This window comes from Psychrobacter piscatorii (assembly GCF_001444505.1).
In the GTDB taxonomy this organism is placed as follows: domain Bacteria; phylum Pseudomonadota; class Gammaproteobacteria; order Pseudomonadales; family Moraxellaceae; genus Psychrobacter; species Psychrobacter piscatorii_B.
In genome coordinates, this window is record NZ_LNDJ01000001.1 from 63,040 (window position 1) to 83,355 (window position 20,316).

Genomic DNA, 20,316 nt, shown 5'->3' on the forward strand with positions numbered 1-20,316 from the left:
CACTAAGCGCCGGTCGTAAAAAACGGCCAGTAGACAAGCACATATATAATAATTTTGCGTATACATGCAAGGGCTATTACTGAGTTATCATAAGCCCTTTTTTGATAGCTAAAATTTATGTCAAGTTATCAAATATAGCATTAGTAATAGAACTATGGGTTGGATGTTGTTGGTTACATGGGCGCTTTAGTATGACTTATTTGTTTGCTGAATTGCAGGACAAATAGAGATATTAGGCCCCATCAGATGACAACCATATTTTTGGTAGTTGATTAAATCGTTGATTAATAAGAAGCTTACATTATGGCATCCGAGCAAACATCATCAGAATATATCTCTCACCACTTAACGAATTGGACGTACGGTTATCTGCCGGGCGAAGGTTGGAAAGTCGCTCATACTGCTGAAGAAGCAGCGCAAATGGGCTTTAACGCTATCCATCTTGATTCTATGCTATGGTCAGTGGGTCTGGGTATTTTATTTTGTACCATCTTTTGGATGGTTGCCAAAAAGGTTACTTCAGGCGTACCAAGCAAAACTCAAGCAGCGGTTGAGATGATCGTTGAGTTTGTTGATAACAACGTTCGTGATTCGTACAGTGGTACATCAAAATTGATTGCGCCATTGGCGTTGACTATTTTTGTTTGGATCTTCTTGATGAACTTGATGGATTTGATCCCTGTTGATTTTATTCCAGGTTTAGCTGGCCAAGTTGGCGCTGCTATGGGTCATGATCCCCATCATGTTTTCTTTAAGATTGTTCCAACGACTGATCCTAACATCACGCTTGGCATGTCGTTCTCTGTCTTTGCACTGATTATCTTTTATAGCATTAAAGAAAAAGGGTTGGGCGGCTTTATTGGTGAGTTAACACTACACCCATTTAGTGCCAAAAACCCAATCGTACAAGCAATTTTGATCCCCATCAACTTCATCCTAGAAGCAGTTACCTTAATAGCAAAACCTGTATCACTTGGTTTGCGTCTGTTTGGTAACATGTATGCTGGAGAATTGATTTTCATACTGATTGCTCTAATGCCGTTTTGGATTCAATGGGCGTTATCGGTACCGTGGGCTATTTTCCACATCTTAGTTATTACACTTCAAGCGTTCGTATTCATGATGCTGACGATAGTTTATATGTCGCTTGCATCATCAACTGAACATTAATTAGACATTCAATAGGTAAATGAGGATACATCAATGGATCCAGTATTAGGTGGTTACACAGTTATCGCAGTAGCACTACTTATCGGTCTTGGCGCACTTGGCACAGGTATTGGTTTTGCTATTCTAGGTGGTAAATTCTTAGAAGGCGTTGCTCGTCAACCAGAGCTTGGCTCACAGTTGCAAACTCGTATGTTCATCGTAGCAGGTCTTTTGGATGCTATTCCGATGATCGGTGTTGGTATTGCTATGCTATTGTTGTTCGCTAACCCTCTAGCAGGTTAATCCGAAAGCTCAGTTGTACATGTTTGGTGCTCAAGGGTTTTCTATTAAATATAGTCAAGATTTGACTACCAAACATGATCAATGAAACTGATTTTTCATTAACAAAGAGGTGATCACGTGAATATCAATTTTACCCTCGTCGGTCAAGCCATTGCTTTTGCAATATTTGTGATTTTTTGCATGAAATTCGTGTGGCCACCACTTATCGGTGCCATCAATGAGCGTCAGCGTAAAATCGCTGAAGGTTTGAATGCCGCAGAAAAAGCAAAAGCAGATTTGGCAACCGCGGAGCAAAATGTCCAGCAGGAACTTGATCTTGCAAAGACCAAGGCCGCTGCCCTAATCGAGCAAGCAAACAAGAGTGCCAATCAGCTCATCGAAGATGCAAAATCACAAGCCCAAGCGGAAGGTGAGCGCATTCGTCAACAAGCGCAAGCGTCTATCGACCAAGAAATCAATCAAGCGCGTGAATCATTACGTGCCCAAGTTGCTGAACTGGCTGTACTTGGTGCAGAGAAGATTTTGCAAGACAAAGTCGATGTGCAAAAACATGCCAGTATGTTAGACCAACTGGCGGCGAAGCTGTAATTGTGAGGATATAATGGCTGACTTATCAACCTTAGCACGACCGTACGCTAAAGCCGCGTTTGACTATGCCAATGAAAACGGCGCTGTACACGAGTGGGAAGATTTCTTACTTGTCGCTAGCACTGTTGTCAATGACAAGTCGTTCAGTACTTGGCTAGACAATCCAGCTGTTTCTGCTGAGCATAAGTCAGCTGCTTTGGTCGATCTTTATGACTCACAAGTAGCCGGTGATAGCGACTCTGCTTTTAAACAGCTACTGGGCGAGAGCAAAGGTTCTCGCTACGGTAACAGTATTAGCTACCCTAAAGTATCACCCCAGCTCAATAATTTTGTTAAGCAGTTGGCGCAACAAGAGCGTCTGGCGCTGCTTCCTGAAGTTTATGAGCATTATCGCCGTCACAAGGCAATAAGCTTAAAGCAGCTTGACGCATATGTGACTTCTGCCTACCCATTGACTGATGAACAGCGTCAAATGCTGCAAACGCGTCTTGCTACATCACTAAATGCAAGCATAGTCATTCATGAATCAGTGGACCCAAGTTTATTGGCAGGCGCTACAATCAAAGTCGGTGACAAAATCATTGATGATTCGATGCGCGGCAAGTTACAACAGTTAAAAACACAGCTAACTGCCTAATGCCATTTATCGACGCAGTCATATAGTGTCTGCGTGACAGTAAGAGCATTTGAGTCAGTGGGCGGGTTATCATAAATTAAAGGAAACAAGGCAATGCAACAATTGAATCCAGCGGAAATCAGTAACCTGATTAAGCAGCGTATTCAAGACCTTGATGCGGGTGCAACTGCAAAGAATGAAGGCACGATTGTCAAAGTATCTGACGGTATCGTGCAGATTCATGGTCTTGAAGATGCCATGTACGGCGAAATGATTGAGTTTGAAGGTGAAGTCTACGGAATGGCGCTTAACTTAGAGCGTGATTCTGTTGGTGCAGTAGTACTAGGTGACTTCCTAAAATTACAAGAAGGTCAAAAAGCCTATTGTACTGGTCGCATTCTTGAAGTACCCGTAGGTCCTGAGCTGCTAGGCCGTGTTGTTGACGCTTTGGGTAATCCTATTGATGGCAAAGGTCCTATCGATGCCAAGATGACTGACAAAGTTGAAAAGATCGCCCCTGGTGTTATCGATCGTCAGTCAGTAGATCAGCCAGTGATGACCGGTTATAAAGCCGTTGATACTATGATCCCAATCGGTCGTGGTCAGCGTGAGCTTATCATTGGTGACCGTCAGACTGGTAAAACAGCAATGGCTATCGATGCGATCATCGCACAGAAAGCTTCAGGCATTAAGTGTGTATACGTGGCTATCGGTCAGAAACGTTCGACCATCGCTAACGTGGTACGTAAGCTTGAGCAAACTGGCGCATTAGAATACACCACTGTTGTGGTAGCTTCAGCGTCAGAGCCTGCAGCACTTCAGTACATCGCGCCTTACTCAGGTTGTACGATGGGCGAATACTTCCGTGACCGCGGTGAAGATGCACTGATTGTATTTGATGATTTATCAAAACAAGCCGTTGCTTATCGTCAGATTTCACTACTATTACGTCGTCCGCCAGGTCGTGAAGCCTATCCTGGTGATGTATTCTATTTACACTCACGTTTACTTGAGCGTGCATCACGCGTAAACGCGGATTACGTAGAAAAGTTCACTAACGGTGAAGTGAAAGGTAAAACTGGTTCTTTAACCGCACTACCAATCATCGAAACACAAGCAGGTGACGTATCTGCATTCGTACCAACCAACGTCATTTCGATCACTGATGGTCAGATCTTCCTAGAGTCTAGCTTATTCGCCTCAGGTATCCGTCCAGCAGTCAACGCTGGTATCTCGGTATCGCGTGTTGGTGGTTCTGCTCAGACTAAGATCATCAAAAAGCTTTCTGGTGGTATTCGTACCGCACTAGCTCAGTATCGTGAATTAGCAGCATTTGCTCAGTTTGCCTCAGATCTTGATGACGCAACTCGTGAACAGCTTGATCATGGTGAGCGTGTTACTGAATTGATGAAGCAAAAGCAGTATCAGCCAATGTCAATCTCTGAGCAAGCGGCGGTTATCTATGCATCAAACGAAGGTTTCTTAGCTGACGTACCTGTCGAAAAGATTGGTTCTTTCGAAGAAGCGTACTTGCGCTATATGCATGATGAACAAAGTGAATTGATGCGTGAGATTGATGACACTGCGAACTACAATGATGATATCGCAGGTCGTTTAAAGTCAGCGTTAGAGACCTTTAAACAAAATCACAGTTATTAATTTAACGGGTTAAGCCGAAGTGGTTATGATTGTCGTTTGAAAAGTGGCGCGTTGTCTGACTAGATATTGGCGCCACTGTCTTAACCATGATCGGTATTAGATCGCGTAATGCCACAAGATATAAAATGTTATTCTATAAAAGTGATGTTGTATATCAAATGATTGTTGCATGCGCCAATGCTTTTTAACCCTCTTATATTGGAATCATTATGGCAAGCTTAAAAGAGATACGTGCCAAAGTCACCAGTATTAAAAGCACCCAGAAAATCACTCGTGCCATGCAAATGGTAGCAGCGAGCAAGATGCGCCGTGCTCAAGAGCGCATGGAAGTGGGTCGCCCGTATGCTGATAGTATGCGCCGGGTTATTTCGCATTTGGTGCATGCCTCATCAGACTACAAACATCCGTATATGGTATCGCGTCCAGTCAATAAGGTTGGCTATATTGTCATCACCTCTGACCGTGGCCTAGCGGGTGGTTTGAATATTAACTTATTCAAAGCTTTAACTAAAAGTATCCAAGATTATCAAGATCAGTCAGTACAAGCTGAGTTTGCAGTCATCGGTGCCAAAGGTGTCAGCTTCTTCAAAAACTTTGGTGGTAATGTTACATCGGCTGTGACCGATTATGGTGACAAACCAACGTTTGAGCAATTAAATGCACCGGTTCAAGCCATGCTTGAGGACTATAGTAACGGTAAACTTGACCGTATTTATGTCGTCTACAACCGATTCGTCAATGCGATGACTCAGAAGCCAACGGTTAATCAGTTGGTACCTCTACCAGAGCAGTCATTTGGTGATGAAGACAGTGGTCTACAGACAGAACTTAGCTGGGATTATATCTACGAGCCTGACATCAAGACGTTGATTGATGAATTGCTTGGTCGCTATATCGAGTCGATTGTTTATCAAGCGGTAATGGAAAACATTGCCTCTGAGCAGTCTTCACGTATGGTCGCGATGAAAGCGGCAACAGATAATGCTGGTGACCTTATTAACGATTTACAGTTGGTTTATAACAAGCTGCGTCAAGCGGCGATTACCCGAGAAATCTCGGAAATCGTTGGCGGTGCTGCTGCTGTTTCATAATTGACTACACCTATATATAGAAGTTCAAGGAGAACGCAATGAGTAGCGGTCGTATTGTACAGATTATTGGCGCGGTTCTTGACGTTGAGTTCAACCGTAATGAAGTTCCTCAAATTTTTGATGCCTTGCAAGTAGATGGTACCGAAACCACCCTAGAAGTGCAGCAACAGCTAGGTGATGGTATCGTACGTACTATTGCAATGGGTTCAACCGAAGGTTTAAAGCGTAACCTACCTGTTACTAATACTGGTGCACCGATTTCTGTGCCTGTAGGTACTGGTACGCTAGGTCGCATCATGGATGTTCTTGGTCGTCCTATCGATGAAGAAGGTCCTGTTACTGCTGACGATAAATGGTCTATCCACCGTGAAGCACCAAGTTATGCGGAGCAATCAAACAGCACTGAGCTACTAGAGACGGGTATTAAAGTTATTGATCTACTTTGCCCGTTTGCTAAAGGTGGTAAAGTTGGTCTGTTCGGTGGTGCTGGTGTTGGTAAGACCGTTAACATGATGGAGCTGATCAACAACATCGCTCTAAAACATGAAGGTTTGTCAGTATTTGCTGGTGTTGGTGAGCGTACTCGTGAGGGTAACGATTTCTATCACGAAATGCAGGAAGCTGGCGTTGTAAACACTGAAGACTTTAGTAAGTCTAAAGTAGCAATGGTATATGGCCAGATGAATGAGCCACCAGGTAACCGTTTACGCGTTGCATTGTCTGGTTTGACCATGGCTGAGTACTTCCGTGATACCAAAGATCCTGTTACTGGCAAAGGTCGTGACGTACTGTTGTTTGTTGATAACATCTACCGCTATACACTAGCGGGTACAGAAGTATCAGCACTACTTGGCCGTATGCCATCAGCGGTTGGTTATCAGCCAACACTCGCTGAAGAGATGGGCTTACTGCAAGAACGTATTACGTCAACGCAGTCAGGTTCTATTACGTCAGTTCAGGCCGTATACGTACCTGCGGATGATTTGACCGATCCATCACCTGCTACAACGTTTGCTCACTTGGATGCAACAGTCGTACTAAGCCGTGATATCGCATCACAGGGTATCTATCCTGCGGTTGATCCACTAGATTCGACGTCGCGTCAGCTAGATCCACAAGTTATCGGTGAAGAGCATTACAACGTTGCTCGTGGTGTTCAGGAAGTATTGCAGCGTTATAAAGAGCTTAAAGACATCATTGCTATCTTGGGTATGGATGAGCTATCAGAAGAAGATAAATTGGTTGTTTATCGCGCTCGTAAGATTCAGCGCTTCTTGTCTCAGCCATTCCACGTCGCTGAAGTCTTTACGGGTGCACCTGGTAAATACGTACCACTACGTGATACCATTGCTAGCTTTAAAGCAATCATCGCAGGTGAGTATGATGACCTGCCAGAACAAGCGTTCTATATGGCTGGTAGCATCGATGAAGTTGTTGCTAAAGCTGAAAAAATGAAGTCTTCTGCAGCGTAAGTTGTATGAGCATGAGTTAATGAGTAGGTATAATATAAATTTTATATCTACTCTTTAGTAACGCATCGCAGTGTTTACTGTTTTTTGATTGCGCTTTGATGGTAAGGAGTTAAGTATGGCAACGTTACAATGTCGCGTCGTAAGTGCTCGTGAAGAGTTGTATTCAGGCGAAATTAGCATGTTAATAGCTACTGGTACCGAAGGCGAGATTGGTGTATTGCCAGGTCACACACCGCTGATTACTTTGCTAAAACCGGGTGCAATGCGAGTGCAAAAAGCAAACGGCGAAGAAGAAGTGATCTATGTTTCAGGTGGCGTATTAGAAGTACAACCAAAAATGGTTACTGTATTGGCTGATACTGCTATGCGTGCGCATAATCTTGACGAAAGCAAAATCGTTGAGGCACGCAAAAAAGCGGAGCAAATGCTGGTCAATCAATCTGATACATTACAAACCAATGCGGCTTTGGCCTCACTTGCAGAGTCAGTAGGACAATTACAGACTATTCGTAAGTATAAAAACCGCGCGTAATTTATTACTGATAACCGTAAATATTCGCTTTAGTTTACTGTTTCAAGTAATGATAAGAAAACAGCCTACAATGGGCTGTTTTTTTATGTCTGCTGGTTAATGATTGATTCACTTCATTATGATTGACCTCGATAAGCTCTGAGGTATGAATAAATGAATTCTCTATTTTTTAAAGCAAAATGGTTCATCTATGATTGAGGGAAACAATATTAGAATATTCCGAAAAGTTACTGGCGACAATCGTAATATGTCGTTATATTAGATAATGGAACATCGTAAATAAACAGCGATGATTGAGTATATTTGAGCAACCTTAATCATTCATTTGATAATTCATATGTACTTAAATATTAAGTAGTCTGTAAAAGTAAAACCATTAGCTAATGCAGAAATATATGACATTATTTTTGGACGTAAACTAAAGTTTTAGTCGATGTAGTTTATAGGTTTTGTTAACGACTATCAGCTATAGTATAGGAAGCGACACGTTTAATAGTATACTGTGCTGCTAAGTTTGTAACAGCTATACGAACATCGATTGTGCCACTTTATGGTGCTATTAATTTTTACCGCTCTTACTTTTACTGCTTTTAAATTAGATGTATTAGAGGATATAACAATGACAACGACTGAAGAAGACAACACCCCCCGAATCTTGATTGTTGAAGATGATGAGCGTCTGGCCATGTTGACTCAAGATTACTTGGTCAAAAATGGTTTAGAAGTAGCAATTGAAACTGATGGTAACCGCGCTATTCGCCGTATCGTCAATGAGCAACCAGACATGGTCGTACTTGATGTTATGCTTCCTGGTAGCGATGGTCTGACCGTATGCCGTGAAGTGCGTCCACATTATCAAAATCCGATTTTGATGTTGACTGCCCGTACTGAAGATATGGATCAAGTATTAGGTCTTGAGATGGGTGCTGACGATTATGTCGCCAAGCCTGCTCAGCCACGTGTATTGCTTGCCCGTATTCGTGCTTTGCTACGTCGTTCAGAAAATGCACCATCAGAAGATGTGCCACAGCGTCTAGAGTTTGGCGAGCTAGTCATCGACAACGGTGGTCGTTCAGTCAATCTAGGTGACGAATTGGTTGATTTCACCAGTGCAGAATACGATCTACTATGGTTACTTGCGTCTAACGCAGGTCGTATCTTATCTCGTGAAGATATTTTTGAGCGTCTACGCGGTATTGAGTATGATGGACAAGATCGCTCAATCGATGTACGTATCTCACGTATCCGTCCAAAAATCGGTGATGATCCAGAAAATCCAAAACGTATTAAGACGGTACGTAGTAAGGGTTATCTATTTGTGAAAGAAGGTAACTAGGTCGAACTGATTCATATAATCATGAAATATTGAGAATCACTTCACAAAAAAACCAGCCTAGTTGCTGGTTTTTTTTGTGGCTAAATTCTAATTTTTGAACTTAAATGCGGTGTTATGTGGTTTAATTAAGCACTTATTATAGACGCGAACTAAATGCATAAAATGTCTATTCTGTTTGGATGATCATTGCACATCCATTAAAATGTACCATTTAGCGTCTGATAATCCTATTCAACAGTGTTCGATATCAATTACATAGCAGCGATTATATGCTAGATGATGTCAGCAGTTTTTATCTATTAAGTTGGTCACGGCACGTATGTCATTAGTCTCTTCTTTAAAACACAGTATTTTTGTTCGTATCTATGCTGGACTACTCATAGTCTGTTTGTGCGTAGCATTGTTTGCGCAGTTATTGATGGGTACTATCAATAAGGAGCGTGTACAGTCCTATCGTGAAAACATGGCAATGGGGGCTTTTCATCTGGTGAGCGAAGGTATCTCTCACCAAAACACTGCAGAAGAGCGGGAATACTGGTTGTCTGATGCCAGTAGTTTGTTTGGTGCAAATTTTAAAATCATACCTATTGATGAAGTAGATTTTACTGCCAGCGAGCTACGACGCTTTAAAAATGATAATACTGTCGTTCGTTACGTCGAACAGCCTGTGTATGCAGATGTTTATTATCGCTTGCCGGATAATGAGAATGTCCTAACAGCACGGATATCGGAGGTTACGGAGCAGCAAGTCAGAGCAATTGCTGTCTTTTTATTGGACGATTTGTCTTATGAAGTCACCTTGTCTGATAAACGTGCACGCTTGGCCGAACTTGAGGAGAAATTTTCTTTTCCTCTGGCATTTGTGCCTGTTAACACGCTCGATTTAGATTCAGATCAAATGTCACGCCTACGCCGCGATGAAGTGGTCATCTCATTACAAGACCCTAATAGTAGTACCAGTAGCTCGGCCATCAAGATAGTGGTTCCGTCTGAAATCAATGATATGGCAGTCTTGATAGGGCCTGTACCCTTATTTAACTGGTTTCCACTTAATTTGATTATTAGTATGATCCTGATTAGTATGTTTTTAATCAGTTTGGGTGTTTATGCGCTTATTTTCCCACTTGAGCGCAAGCTACAGCTGATTCAAGTTGGTGTTAATGAGGTGAGTAAAGGCAACCTTGATATTCAAGTACAAGTAATTGGTCAAGATGAGATCGCACGTTTATCAGCCACCTTTAACGCAATGACGTCACATATAAAGCGTTTGATTGAGTCGCAACGAGAGCTCACGCGAGCCGTATCACATGAGCTTCGTACGCCAGTTGCTCGTATTCGATTTGCGGTAGATATGCTGGCTGATACTGATGACGAAGATTCACGGTTTATGCAGCGTGACTATATCGATGAAGATATCGAATCACTTAATGGCTTGATTGATGAGATTTTGACTTATGCCAAGCTCGAAGAAGGCTCGCCAAAATTAGATTTAGAACCAGTAAATCTCAGAGAGCTGCTACAGCAGATTGAGCGTGAGACCAATGCACTAGGTAAGCCGATTAAAATAGTGACCAACTTGCCAAATGCGAAAGTAACCGCGATTGCTGATCGACGCTATCTGCACCGTGTGATTCAGAATCTTGCAGGTAATGCTTTACGTTATGCTGAAACTACTATTATCGTGAGTGCTGGTGTTAAAAAGGGCAATGCTTTCGTTAGCGTCGAAGATGACGGTCATGGTATTCCTGAGGCTGATCGTGAAAAAGTATTTATACCGTTTTCGCGCTTGGATGATAGCCGTACACGAGCATCAGGCGGCTACGGCCTAGGTCTGTCTATTGTATCGCGCATTGCCTTTTGGTTTAATGGTAGTATGAAAGTAGATGAGAGCCGAGATCTTGGCGGCGCAAGATTCGTAATGACATGGCCTATCAAGCCGCTGACACAAGTTTTGGCTGCTGATGAATTGACGCAAGAAAAAAGCGAACGCGATTTTGACACTAAATAACAATGCTGAATAATACTGAACAATGATAACAAGTAAAAAATTATCATCATTAAACGAACCTGATTACCAATATTTTGATAATCAGGTGTCATGCTTGCAGCAGCTTATTCTAGGGTAGTTTGACAATATAGGAGGCAAAGGATGCCATATTTATTTGGTGGCTTGGTGCTATTGAATGCGATTACGCTGGGTTACTACTTGTTTCTAAAGCAGCCATCAACAACCCAAACGCTAAAGACAGCCAAAGAAGAAATTACTCAGCCATTAGCATTTACTAATAGTGCTGAATATATTCCGCCTATCATTGGTAGCAAAGATTAATTTATCCACGCAGGGTTTGTCTGAGCTATAGTGTTAAGAGTTGTCTGCATTCGATGTAATACTATCGACTTTAGATGTGTCATCGACTGCATCAGCAGCCAAAGTATTGTCTCCAGCAACTTTAGAGAGTAGGGGTATACGCACACATACTTGCAGCCCACCATCGGGATGATTGATGGCCTCAACTGTGCCATGATGTAACCGTGCAATGCGATCTACAATGGCTAGCCCTAGACCGCTACCTTGGGTAGTACGTGCGGTCTCCCCACGCTCAAATGGCTGCATGATACGCTCCAATTGATCCTCTGCCACACCGTCACCGCAGTCACGCACACAAATCATCAGTTGCTCTTGTGCTTCTTTATTGACAACGTTCTCACTGACGACATCGCTATCTTCTTCTTCAACCGTTTCTATAAATGTTGGTATCACCGTGGCTGATAGATAAATCGGCGGTTTGCCATAACGATTGGCGTTATTGATCAGGTTGATGATGAGACGCTTGATGGATAAGGGGCGTACAGGAATGACCTTGTGACACTCTGATTGATAAACGAACTTCATGGGTGCGAACTGCACCATGATCTCATTAAATATCGTGTCCAAATTGGTCAAGCTAACTGGCTCATCGGAGCCGTCTTTCATAAATGAGATGAACTGCTCCAAAATCGCATCCATATCCTCAATGTCGTAAATTAGCCCTTCACGAAAAAAATCATCTGGTAGCATCTCAGCAGTCAAACGCATACGAGTTAATGGTGTCCTCAGGTCATGTGAGATACCAGCGAGCATGATGGTTCGCTCTTTTTGGGCTTGATTTAATGTTGTAAATAGACGGTTGAAAGCCATATTTACTTGACGTATCTCGGTAGGGCCTTTTTGCGTTGGCAGTGTGGTCGCATGACCCAGACGAATATAGTTAGTCGCTGCACGTTGTAGATAACGTAAAGGGCGGTTCAATTGCCTAGCTAACAAAATAATCGTTAGCAGCGATAAGATAGGCAATCCAATCAAAAACAATATGAGCAATGTTGGGCTGTACTGCGAGTAATAAACCACTGGCTCACGAATCCAGAAACTGTCATCGCGGCTGTCCTGTACCCAAAGCTGCGGTGTTGGTTTGAACTTGAAATAAACTTCGACAGGTCGACCCAGCTGTGCACCAATCTCATACTGAAGTACATCAGTAAAGAAGCTCACAAATGCTTTGTCAGCCACCTCTGGAAAGTCACTGGGGTTGTTCACCACCACGACATGAGAATGTTGATACACCCATTGGCGGATATCAGGACGATATTGCCAGTCTTTATTTACACTATTGATTAATCGCAGCTCACTTGTCAAATAACGCGCATGGTTTTTGAGTTCTGGCAGATAAAGACTGCGCCAAAAGAATAAAATCGACAAACTCACACTTATGAGAACAATAAAAGCGACCATCAAGGTTGTCAGCCAAGTATTGGAATAAGAACGTGGCAGCCAACCTTTGCGACGGGGCTTTGAGTTTGGAGTAATCATATAAATCCAGCAGATTAAGAAAATGTCTGATTAAATTTGGTTTTGAGTTAAGCCGCAATTGTATTTTGGAGAAAGAGCGGGTTATTTCTAAACATGGCGGCTGAGAGTAGGGTGTGCCAGTCTACTTCAACACACCATAGAATAGCATAATCGATGAATCTTACTGTGACGCTATTCATTTAAGCAGTTTGTTATGTGCCTCTCCAATATTTTAATAATAACAAATCTAAAGCGCGGTATATTTTACTAACTGATTAAAATAGATCGTCCTTAATAATTGTATAAAACGCAAGGTTATGCTCGATTATGTTTTACATAGACGGGTATTTAAGCTATTGTTAATAAATAATTAAATAAGCACAGTTTATGTTTTCAATAAATCAAGACTGTGATATAATTATGCCCTTTTTGGTATACCTGCGAAAGAGAGAATTCACATGGTTGTTATTCGTTTAGCACGGGGCGGTGCCAAGAAACGCCCATTTTATCAAGTAGTTGTTGCTGATCAACGCCGCGCGCGTGATGGTCGCTATATTGAAAACATCGGCTTTTTTAACCCACTCGCTAAAGAGTCTGAAGAAGCAGTACGCCTAAACATGGAAGCGTACAATGCGTGGATCGCAAAAGGTGCACAACCTTCAGATCGCGTTGCTTCATTAGCAAAAGCTTACAACAAGTCTGCAGCACAAACTGAAGCAACTGCTTAAGTTTCCGTTGTTATTGAGCCGCTCGTAGTCTTATTACAAGCTGATTCAGTAGACTTTAGAACACATAGCGTAACTGGTCTGACCAGGGTGCGCAATTAACTGTTTATCGCTTTTGACACAATTGCTTTTGTAATTGCTGTTTTAATCATTGTTAGGTTAGGTGCTATGTCATCCACTCCAAATGCTAGTGATCTCATGAAAATTGGTCAACTTAAGAAGCCTTATGGCATCAAAGGTTGGCTTTGGGTATTTAGCGATACGGATGATCGTACAGCAATATTCGACATGAAGCCGTGGTGGATGAAAACTGCTACTGGCATGAAACCTTTGACTGTGAAAGCTTGGCGTGAGCAAGGCACAGGACTTGTGGCTCAATTTGAGCAGATTCCTGATCGCAATGTTGCTGAGACCATGAACGGTGTTACCGTTTGGGTCGAACAAAATGTCTTGCCGGAAACAGCTGAAGACGAATATTATTGGTCGGATTTGGTCGGTATGCGCGTGATGAACGAGCAGAACGAGTATCTAGGCAATATCACTGAAATGTTTGAAACTGGTGCCCACGACATCATGCGCGTGGCAGCAAATTCAGACAGTTTGGACAATGAAGAGCGCTTAATTCCATGGCATAAGCAAACGGTGATAGAAGTCGATACGACTGAAAAAACCGTACTTGTGGCATGGCCAAGTGATTATTAATATTGCCTCTGGTGATATCGCTTCTGGCTTTTTAGTCAGAATTTATTAATAGTCACACCGATTGTTTTAGTCTCAATGCAAGTAGACATCAGATGTATTTTGCCGTTATTAGTATTTTTCCTGAGATGTTTGCCACGATTCGTGAGTTTGGAATCACGGGACGGGCAGTGACTCAAGAGCAAGTAACGATTGAATGCATTAATCCACGTGATTATACCACTGATAACTATCGCCGTATTGACGAGCGCCCCTATGGTGGCGGTCCTGGAATGGTGATGATGGCTGAGCCATTATCGAAAGCCATTGAGGATGCACGCTTGCGTGCCAGTCAGTATGGCTGCCGTGTCGATAGTGAGCACTGTCCGGTGATTTATATGTCACCGCAAGGGCAAACGCTTAGTGAGAGTAGCGTCGTCGGTATGACGGATTACGATGGCATGATTTTATTATGCGGTCGTTATGAAGGTATTGATGAGCGTCTGCTGTCACAGTACGTCGATATGGAAGTATCATTGGGCGATTATGTGTTGACTGGTGGTGAGCTACCAGCGATGGTGCTGATGGATAGTGTGATACGTCGTCTGCCCGATATCATGGGGGATGACAAGTCAGCAGAGCAAGACTCGTTTGTCGATGGCTTGCTTGATTGTCCACACTATACCAAGCCGCATGAGTTTGCGGGTATGGCGGTTCCTGAAGTGTTACTGTCAGGACACCATGCCAATATCGCCAAGTGGCGTTTTGCTCAGCAAGTCAGTCGTACGCAAGCGCGTCGTCCAGACTTATGGCAAGCGTTTATTCCAACGGCAGAGCAGGCAAAGTGGCTTAAAGCACTGGCAAAAGCAGATAAAAAGTAGAGTGTTAAAATCAAGCTTTATTGTCATTAAGCCTGATAAACAGTTAACAAACAGAATTTTGAGCAATAATAAAACGAGTCATCATATTGTGGCCGTTGGTTATAACCCATTTACGTTGTGTCTTATTATAAAGAGATACAATTAATTATTACAAACAGGTGATATGCGTCAAGCCTCTATTATCTAATGTGAGGAGATAACTCTCATGAGCAACAAGCATCCATTGGTTCAGGTCATCGAAAACGCTCAATTGCGTGAACACCCAAACTTTGCACCCGGCGATACCGTTGTGGTACAAGTAAAAGTACGTGAAGGTGAGCGTGAGCGTTTACAGGCTTTTGAAGGCGTTGTAATTGCTAAGCGTAACCGTGGTCTAAACTCAGCGTTTACCGTACGTAAAATCTCAAGCGGCGTTGGTGTTGAGCGTGCATTCCAGCTGCACTCACCACTGATCGATAGCATTGAAGTGAAACGCCGCGGTGCTGTTCGCCGTGCGAAACTGTACTACTTACGTGAGCGTTCTGGTAAATCAGCACGTATCCGCGAAAAACTTGCGCCACGTCCAGCTCAGAAAAAGACTGACGCTGGTGTACCTGATGCCGTTGATACTGCACCTGGTATTTAAGTACAAGTTTGCCGTTTTGAGTTGATCGTATTATTTTAGGATTGACTCAAATAAGGTAATAGTAGATACAAGCCCTTATTCATAGGTTTATTTATAAATAAGCGGGCCATACCAAAAAAGACAAAACCCCAATCTATGCGAATGCTAGATTGGGGTTTTTGTATGTGTGTGCCTCTCAATTTATACTGATTTTTTATTTGTCTAAATGATAGCGAGCGATAACAGTTTTATCTGAGCAATAGTCACAATTTATTTAGTATTAGGGTTTTCAATACGGCTCGTTTGTTCTTTGGATTTACTGTACTTGCGTAGTCTGATATATAGCGTTTTGGTGACAGTGGCGATGAGCTTTTGCTGGTCATCGACGATATCGACTTTGTATTCCCGAAACACCGGTTCACCGTCTTTTGCCAACTCTTGAATGGTAATCACCTCAGTGCTAGGTATTTTCATTCGTGCGGTGACTCTGCTATTACCCGGTGCGATAAAATCAATATGTGAGCTTTTGTCCCAGACCACATAGTTGCTACCCAGCTGATGCATCAACATGAGCATATAGAAGGGATCTACCATGGAATATAAGCTACCACCGAATTGTGTACCGACGATATTTTTGTTGAGAGTGGTCAGTCCCATGCTGACCACACACAATCCCTGATCGAGGCTGATGTGATCGATTTTGATGCCTGCACCGATATAGGGCGCGTAAGTATTGAGTCGCAGCTTTAAAAGATGCGGGGTCAGTAGCGGCATGATACTTTGCTTGGCTCGACGCTTCAAAGTCTCAAAATTGCTGGGTAGTACACTCATAAATCTATCCTGTTGCTTTTATTGATTTTTCAGTGATATGGGTAGCGCTGTTTTTTAGTGCTTGCTATTAGATGATAAACGACAAAGACATTTATCATAGTTAAAAATGACTGCGCCCGCTAGTTTTAAAGCGTAATTAAGCATAGTCTTTATAGTTATCGCAAAGCAATATTTAGTATAAGTATCTTTAGTATTTAGTTATATGATAAAAAATGTTCAGATGTCACTTATTCTTAAGAAAATTGGCCTTCAATTTAATTTTGTGTCCAGATTAGCGCTGTGTATTCCCAATAGTTTCCTATTAAGTTTATTATTGTATCCAATGAAAACTTTAATTTATTTTTATAACGATATATGTAGTCTTTTTAATTCACCTTAAATTCGCATTTCCTTATGCCTTAACATACAATGGTTTTCCGCTTATCATGACCGATTGGTCATTTAGCTAACGCCAAACCAAAAAAGTATTCAATCAAAACCTAATCGACACAAGGAAATGTGATGAGTAACATTCAGGCCTCATCTTCAGGGTCTAATACGCCGCGACCAAACCCAGCCAATCAAGACAGCGAATTGCAAGGCAGTTATATAGATTTGCATAAGCCAAGCTCAAGCTTCGACAGTCGAGATGCCTATCTTAACCACGAATTGCAAATCATGCAGCCAAAACGCTGGCGTCCCAATTTACCATTTCGTGATTATCGTTTTGAGTATGAAGATACTATCCCAGCGATGGCAGCGACCATCGGTAAAGTGGTCATGGTGGGCGCTATTGCAGCAACCTTTGCAGGACCACTCGGCTTAGGTGATGCGTTTGTTTTAGAAAACGTTCGTTATGAGCTGTTGATTGTCTCGTTCTTTATTATCTTATTTTCTGGATTTCTGCTACCGACAGCCAACCTCGCTGGTACTCATGGGCCACTTATTCCATTGATTCCCATTGTCGTTGCTGCAGGTGGGCATCCAATGGCTTTTGGCCTACTCATTGGGGCTTTTGGCCTGCTGCTTGCTATTAGTAAAGGAGGAAGCTTACTGGCCAATTTAACAAGTAAAGGCGTATGCGGTGGCCTGTTGATTTACTTAGGGTTTATCGGAACCACCTCACAGGTTAAGAACCTTTTTGCTTGGGCAGAAGGGATTGGTATGTCGCACATTGCTTTCTTTATTATTCTGGCGACTATCCTGCTATATGCATTGCTTGAGCATTGGCAAAAACGCTGGCTTGCGGTTCCGCTCAGTTGCGTATTAGGCGGCGGTCTTGCTTTTGCATTGGGCGCACCTTTTGCGTTCAAAACGGCACCAGGTCTACCGCATATGAACCCAATGTATTGGTGGGGTGAGAATACAGGTTGGATGTTAGGGCTACCGACGATTGAAAGCTTCATTGTGGTATTGCCGTTTGCTATCTTGGCAGTTGCTATGTGGTCACCAGATTTTTTGGGTCATCAAGTATTCCAAAAAATCAGCTACCCTAAGCGTACTGAAAAAGTGCTCATGGACATCGATGACACGATGACCAGCGCTTCATTTCGTCAGGTAGTGGGCTCTGTGCTAGGCGGTGCCAACTTTGCCTCATCATGGGGCACCTACATCGTCCCTGCGGCGATTGCTAGGCGTCCGATTCCTGCTGGTGCTTTATTGACGGCCTTGTTCTGTATTATCGCAGGTGTTTGGGGCTATCCAATGGATTTGGCCATCTGGCAACCCGTGATGTGCGTGGCATTGATCGTTGGGGTTTTCATCCCACTCTTAGAGGCTGGCATGGAGATGACGCGCGAAGGTAAAACCACGCAGTCTGCTGCTATTGTGGTGTTTGCTTCTGCCTTAGTGAACCCAGCCTTTGGTTGGTCACTCACGCTATTGCTTGATAATTTGGGCTTGATTGGCTCAAAAGAGCGCAGTGCTAATTTGACTAAAATGAGCCGATGGATCATACCAGGCATTATGTTTGTGGTACTGACTGGCGTGATGGCTATCGTCGGTATGTTGCCAGGTATTCCAGCATTAATGGCAAACTTCCGTCATTAGACCATTGATAATTAGCATATAACCGAACAAACGAAGCCAGCATAAAGCTGGCTTTTTTGTGCGTGCTATCGAAGCAATAATCAGCTTGCAAAACCACGATTCCTGCCCCATAACTAGCAGTATTACTAAGATTTTTAAGAGCAATACATTCTATGGTTACTGTCTCAGAATCGAGTCCTGTCGATGACAAAAAAGCCCGTCTTAAGCATCTGATCAAGAACTTGCCTAATTTGCCAGGGGTATATAAGATGCTGGGCAAAAACGGCGATATTTTATACGTTGGTAAAGCCAAGTCGCTAAAAAGCCGTGTGAATAGTTACTTTGCCAAGACGATCGATCATCCAAAAACGCGGGCACTGGTGGCACGGATTCATAATATTGAGACCATTATCACGCGTAGTGAGACCGAGGCGTTGTTGCTCGAGCAGAACTTAATTAAAGAGTATCGCCCGCCTTATAACGTCTTGCTACGTGATGATAAGTCGTATCTATACGTGTTTATCTCAGCGGATAAGCCTTATCCACGTTTGGCGTATGGACGCGGTAAAGGCAATCATCAAAAAGGTCGTTTCTTTGGCCCATTTCCCTCTGCCCATGCAGCAAAAGAAACGCTGGTGTTGATGCAAAAAATGTTTCAAATGCGCCAATGTACCAACACCTTTTTTAAGCAGCGCCAGCGCCCTTGTCTGGAGTATCAGATTAAGCGTTGCCGTGCGCCTTGCGTAGGATTGGTATCGCCAGAAGAGTATGCAGAAGATGTGAATAATACCATTCGCTTTTTGAAGGGCGACTCTAGTGATATTCATAGTACGCTGATCGAGAAAATGGAAGGCGCTGCCGAAGCGTTAGATTTTGAAAAGGCGGTATTGTACCGTGATCAATTGTCGATGCTACGTGAAGTGCAGGCAAGGCAAGCTGTCTACACGGTGCAAGGTGAGGCAGATGTGATAGCCATTGCCAGTCAGGCGGGCATGACTTGCGTCAACGTGCTGACCGTGCGCGGTGGTCGCGTGTTAGGCGGTAAAAACTATTTCCCTGATGTGGACAGTAGCGAGCCGCTAGCAGATAACCTATCAGCTTTTATTACCTCGTTTTATTTTCAGGTGACGGACGATCTGCCAGCAGAGATTATATTAAGCCATGAGATTCCTGATCAGGTAGCAGTAAGCGAAGCACTAGCAACGCATTTTGGCAGCAAAGTAGTCATCAAAACCAATGTGCGTGAGCATCGCTCAGAGTGGCTGGACTTAGCAACACTCAATACCAGCAATGCCCTAAAGACTAAGCTTAGTGATTATTTAGAGCTGCACGCACGCTTTGGCGCACTAAAAGATGTATTATCAGATGTGACAGACAGAACGGTCGATCGCATTGAATGTTTCGATATCTCTCATACCATGGGTGAGGCGACCATCGGTAGCTGCGTCGTATTTGATCAAGGCGGTGCGCGCAGGCGTGACTACCGTCAATATGCCATTCATGATATCCAAGGCGGCGATGACTATGCAGCAATGAAGCAAGTGCTGACAAGGCGATATAAGAAGCAGCCGTTGCCTGATTTGTTGCTTATCGATGGTGGTAAGGGTCAGCTGAGTATGGCAAAAGAAGTGCTGGTTGAATTGGGCATTCTTGGTGATACGTTGCTCATTGGTGTTGCCAAAGGGGAAGGGCGTAAGGCGGGACTTGAAGTCTTGCACTTTTTGGATCATGAGCCATTAGATTTGCCCATGGATAGCAAAGCATTACATTTACTGATGCATATTCGCGATGAGGCGCATCGTTTTGCGATCACCGCGCACCGCAAAAAACGCGACAAGCGCCGCTCCTCATCGGTACTTGAGGTCATTCCAGGTCTGGGTGAAAAACGCCGCCGTGATTTACTCAATCACTTTGGCGGTATGCAGCAACTGCTTGGCGCGTCACAGCAAGAGTTGGCAGGCGTACAAGGGATTGGCCCTGTACTGGCAAAGACGGTTTATAAAGTATTACACGAGTAG

General features: G+C 43.2%; 19 protein-coding genes. 17 read left to right on the top strand and 2 right to left on the bottom strand.

Annotation, left to right across the window (positions count from 1 at the left end; translation table 11 throughout):
* Nucleotides 1-303: 303 nt before the first annotated feature.
* From atpB to AS194_RS00350, 11 genes are all read left to right on the top strand, one after another.
* Nucleotides 304-1,170 (top strand): F0F1 ATP synthase subunit A, encoded by an 867-nt coding sequence (gene atpB / locus AS194_RS00300; RefSeq protein ID WP_058023502.1) that lies wholly within the window; start codon nucleotides 304-306, stop codon nucleotides 1,168-1,170.
* Nucleotides 1,171-1,203: 33 nt separating this feature from the next.
* Nucleotides 1,204-1,452: a F0F1 ATP synthase subunit C gene (gene atpE / locus AS194_RS00305; RefSeq protein ID WP_010197960.1), complete on the top strand. Its 249-nt coding sequence runs from the start codon at nucleotides 1,204-1,206 to the stop codon at nucleotides 1,450-1,452.
* 117 nt (nucleotides 1,453-1,569) lie between these two features.
* Nucleotides 1,570-2,040: a F0F1 ATP synthase subunit B gene (locus AS194_RS00310; protein WP_058023503.1), complete on the top strand. Its 471-nt coding sequence runs from the start codon at nucleotides 1,570-1,572 to the stop codon at nucleotides 2,038-2,040.
* Between the two features lie 13 nt (nucleotides 2,041-2,053).
* Entirely contained in the window at nucleotides 2,054-2,677 is a 624-nt protein-coding gene (locus AS194_RS00315) for a F0F1 ATP synthase subunit delta (protein WP_058023504.1), read from the top strand.
* Nucleotides 2,678-2,770: 93 nt separating this feature from the next.
* Nucleotides 2,771-4,315 (top strand): F0F1 ATP synthase subunit alpha, encoded by a 1,545-nt coding sequence (gene atpA, locus AS194_RS00320; RefSeq protein WP_058023505.1) that lies wholly within the window; start codon nucleotides 2,771-2,773, stop codon nucleotides 4,313-4,315.
* A 209-nt stretch (nucleotides 4,316-4,524) separates the two neighbouring features.
* Entirely contained in the window at nucleotides 4,525-5,406 is an 882-nt protein-coding gene (atpG, locus tag AS194_RS00325; protein ID WP_058023506.1) for a F0F1 ATP synthase subunit gamma, read from the top strand.
* A 38-nt stretch (nucleotides 5,407-5,444) separates the two neighbouring features.
* The gene (gene atpD / locus AS194_RS00330) at nucleotides 5,445-6,878 is read left to right on the top strand and encodes a F0F1 ATP synthase subunit beta (RefSeq protein WP_058023507.1); all 1,434 of its coding nucleotides are present in this window, start codon (nucleotides 5,445-5,447) and stop codon (nucleotides 6,876-6,878) included.
* 115 nt (nucleotides 6,879-6,993) lie between these two features.
* Nucleotides 6,994-7,410, top strand: coding sequence for a F0F1 ATP synthase subunit epsilon (locus tag AS194_RS00335; RefSeq protein ID WP_058023508.1), 417 nt, complete (start codon nucleotides 6,994-6,996; stop codon nucleotides 7,408-7,410).
* 619 nt (nucleotides 7,411-8,029) lie between these two features.
* The gene (locus AS194_RS00340) at nucleotides 8,030-8,746 is read left to right on the top strand and encodes a response regulator (RefSeq protein ID WP_058023509.1); all 717 of its coding nucleotides are present in this window, start codon (nucleotides 8,030-8,032) and stop codon (nucleotides 8,744-8,746) included.
* Between the two features lie 319 nt (nucleotides 8,747-9,065).
* Nucleotides 9,066-10,754, top strand: coding sequence for an ATP-binding protein (locus tag AS194_RS00345; protein ID WP_058023510.1), 1,689 nt, complete (start codon nucleotides 9,066-9,068; stop codon nucleotides 10,752-10,754).
* A gap of 141 nt (nucleotides 10,755-10,895) precedes the next feature.
* Nucleotides 10,896-11,075 (top strand): hypothetical protein, encoded by a 180-nt coding sequence (locus AS194_RS00350; protein ID WP_058023511.1) that lies wholly within the window; start codon nucleotides 10,896-10,898, stop codon nucleotides 11,073-11,075.
* 33 nt (nucleotides 11,076-11,108) lie between these two features.
* Here the strand turns inward: AS194_RS00350 and AS194_RS00355 are convergent, their stop codons facing one another.
* Nucleotides 11,109-12,593 (bottom strand): ATP-binding protein, encoded by a 1,485-nt coding sequence (locus tag AS194_RS00355; protein ID WP_058023512.1) that lies wholly within the window; start codon nucleotides 12,591-12,593, stop codon nucleotides 11,109-11,111.
* A gap of 437 nt (nucleotides 12,594-13,030) precedes the next feature.
* Here AS194_RS00355 and rpsP point away from each other — a divergent pair, with 437 nt between their 5' ends.
* The 4 genes from rpsP (at nucleotide 13,031) to rplS (ending at nucleotide 15,481) form a co-directional block, all read left to right on the top strand.
* Nucleotides 13,031-13,300, top strand: a complete 270-nt coding sequence (gene rpsP / locus AS194_RS00360; RefSeq protein ID WP_021812802.1) for a 30S ribosomal protein S16 — start codon at nucleotides 13,031-13,033, stop codon at nucleotides 13,298-13,300.
* A gap of 165 nt (nucleotides 13,301-13,465) precedes the next feature.
* Nucleotides 13,466-13,999, top strand: a complete 534-nt coding sequence (gene rimM, locus AS194_RS00365) for a ribosome maturation factor RimM (RefSeq protein ID WP_058023513.1) — start codon at nucleotides 13,466-13,468, stop codon at nucleotides 13,997-13,999.
* A 92-nt stretch (nucleotides 14,000-14,091) separates the two neighbouring features.
* Entirely contained in the window at nucleotides 14,092-14,856 is a 765-nt protein-coding gene (trmD, locus tag AS194_RS00370) for a tRNA (guanosine(37)-N1)-methyltransferase TrmD (RefSeq protein WP_058023514.1), read from the top strand.
* A 205-nt stretch (nucleotides 14,857-15,061) separates the two neighbouring features.
* Nucleotides 15,062-15,481 (top strand): 50S ribosomal protein L19, encoded by a 420-nt coding sequence (rplS, locus tag AS194_RS00375; protein WP_058023515.1) that lies wholly within the window; start codon nucleotides 15,062-15,064, stop codon nucleotides 15,479-15,481.
* 249 nt (nucleotides 15,482-15,730) lie between these two features.
* Here rplS and AS194_RS00380 read toward each other — a convergent pair whose 3' ends face one another.
* Nucleotides 15,731-16,291: a DUF4442 domain-containing protein gene (locus tag AS194_RS00380; protein WP_058023516.1), complete on the bottom strand. Its 561-nt coding sequence runs from the start codon at nucleotides 16,289-16,291 to the stop codon at nucleotides 15,731-15,733.
* Nucleotides 16,292-16,792: 501 nt separating this feature from the next.
* Here AS194_RS00380 and AS194_RS00385 point away from each other — a divergent pair.
* Together AS194_RS00385 and uvrC are read left to right on the top strand one after the other, a co-directional pair.
* Nucleotides 16,793-18,319 carry a DUF3360 family protein gene (locus AS194_RS00385; RefSeq protein ID WP_058023517.1) on the top strand — a complete coding sequence of 509 codons (1,527 nt, stop codon included), beginning with the start codon at nucleotides 16,793-16,795 and terminating at the stop codon, nucleotides 18,317-18,319.
* A 152-nt stretch (nucleotides 18,320-18,471) separates the two neighbouring features.
* Nucleotides 18,472-20,316, top strand: coding sequence for an excinuclease ABC subunit UvrC (gene uvrC, locus AS194_RS00390; protein ID WP_058023518.1), 1,845 nt, complete (start codon nucleotides 18,472-18,474; stop codon nucleotides 20,314-20,316).